The following is a 1,598-nucleotide window of genomic DNA, read 5'->3' on the forward strand; positions in this document are numbered from 1 at the left end:
CGTCCTTGCCAGCGAGCGCCGGGGGAATGGCCTGCTCCTGGATGGGTGTGGGCCGCGAGAACCGCGCGCGGCGCAGGGCATCGAGGGACTCGGGGGACAGGCCCAGTTGCTGGAAGGTGTCGCTCACACACCCGGGCTACCACAGCCCGCCCTGCCGAGCACCCACGAGCCGCCGTCCACGGGCCGCTGATGCTCAGCCCTGACTACTTCCCAGACAAGGCGCGGCGCCTCACCGTGTCAGGACTCCGCGTCGCCTGCGTCCGTCTCGCGGGGAGGCCTCGCCAGCGCCCGCGGACATCGGTCCGGGGGTGTCCTGGAATGGGGGTCTCCCTTCCTGGCAGCCTGTAAAGGCCGGGGTTCAACTCCCCAACGGCTGCTCCGGGGGCCAGCGCTTTCGGGCGCACCGTGCGAAACGGCCATGCGGGTGAAGAGCCCCCGCCGCGCCGCCGGGGCCCCCGGAGCGGGCGTCTTCCGTACGAGGTGCACACCGGTGGACATGCTCTGGTTCCAACTCTTCCCCCTGGCGGTGGTGGCGCTCGCGGTGGCCTATGGGGTGCTCGTGCGCAAGGAGGTCGTCCCCGAGGGCTTCGCCACCCTGCTCTACCGGCAGGGGCGCTTCGTGCGCGTGCTGAAGCCCGGGGCCCACCGGATGCCGCGCCCAGGCTTCAGCACCCAGCAGGTGGATGTGCGCCTGCGCTCCCTCACCGTGCCGGGCCAGGACGTGCTCAGCCATGAGCAGGTGGGGCTCAAGGTGAGCGTCGCGGTGCGCTTCGCCGTGGTGGACCCCGAGCAGGCCCTGCACCGTGTGCAGAACTTCACCGAGGCGCTCTACCTCGCCGTGCAGCTCGCGCTGCGCGAGGAGGTGGCCCGCCACCCGCTGGAGGAGCTGGTATCGGGGCGACTGGACCTCGGGCAGCGGATGCGCGAGCGGGTGGCCGGCGAGGCCCGTGCCTTCGGCCTCTCCGTGGAGTCGGTGGAGTTGAAGGACGTGATGCTGCCGGCGGACCTGCGGCGCGCCTTCGCCGAGTCCCTCAAGGCGAAGAAGGAGGCGCAGGGGAGGCTGGAGAAGGCGCGCGGCGAGTCGGCGGCCCTGCGCAACCTGGCCAACGCGGCGCGGATGGTGGAGCAGAACCCCGCCCTGCTCAACCTGCGCGTGCTCCAGACGCTCGAGGGCGCGAGCACCACGTCCGGCCACACCTTCGTCCTGGGCGTGGGCCCGGAGCTGACGCCCCTCGCACGCAAGCGCTCCACCCGGGGCGATGAGCCCGTACCGCCCGCCGAGGGTGACGAGCCCGCCTCCACATAGCGAGAGGGCCCCAGGTCCTGGAGACCTGGAGCCCTCGGGAGGCAACAGTCGAGCGCGCCGCGCGTCAGTCCTTGACGGGCGTGGCCTTGAGGGCGGCCTTGCCCTCCTTCACGTACACCTGGAAGCGCACCGTCTTGCAGGCGTACTTCTGGACGAGCTGCTCCTTGTTCTTGCGCAGCTTGGCCACGAACTTGTCGTAGGTCAGGCCGTCGTTGGGCTCACCGCACTGGTCGCGCGTGGCCGCGAACTCGCGGAACACGTCCTGGAAGTGCTGCTCCTCGGCCAGGGCGAT

2 protein-coding genes and 1 pseudogene are annotated in these 1,598 nt (G+C 71.3%); 1 reads left to right on the top strand and 2 read right to left on the bottom strand.

Annotated features, from left to right (window positions below; genetic code table 11):
- Positions 1 to 127: pseudogene (locus VF697_RS04610) on the bottom strand (ATP-dependent helicase); the annotation flags it as partial.
- A gap of 369 nt (positions 128 to 496) precedes the next feature.
- On the opposite strand from VF697_RS04610, the gene VF697_RS04615 reads away from it, so the two are divergent.
- Complete coding sequence (locus VF697_RS04615) at positions 497 to 1,306, top strand: slipin family protein (RefSeq protein WP_331092258.1); 810 nt, start codon at positions 497 to 499, stop codon at positions 1,304 to 1,306.
- Between the two features lie 64 nt (positions 1,307 to 1,370).
- On the opposite strand, the gene VF697_RS04620 is transcribed toward VF697_RS04615, so the two are convergent.
- A partial coding sequence (locus VF697_RS04620; RefSeq protein WP_331092256.1) for an MXAN_5187 C-terminal domain-containing protein occupies positions 1,371 to 1,598 on the bottom strand: 228 nt, incomplete at its 5' end.

The organism is Archangium sp. (assembly GCF_036388035.1).
Classification (GTDB): domain Bacteria; phylum Myxococcota; class Myxococcia; order Myxococcales; family Myxococcaceae; genus Archangium.

Coding starts and splice junctions, on each gene's coding strand:
- VF697_RS04615 (WP_331092258.1), top strand. CDS start 497: ATGCTCTGGTTCCAACTCTTCCCCCTGGCGGTGGTGGCGCTCGCGGTG.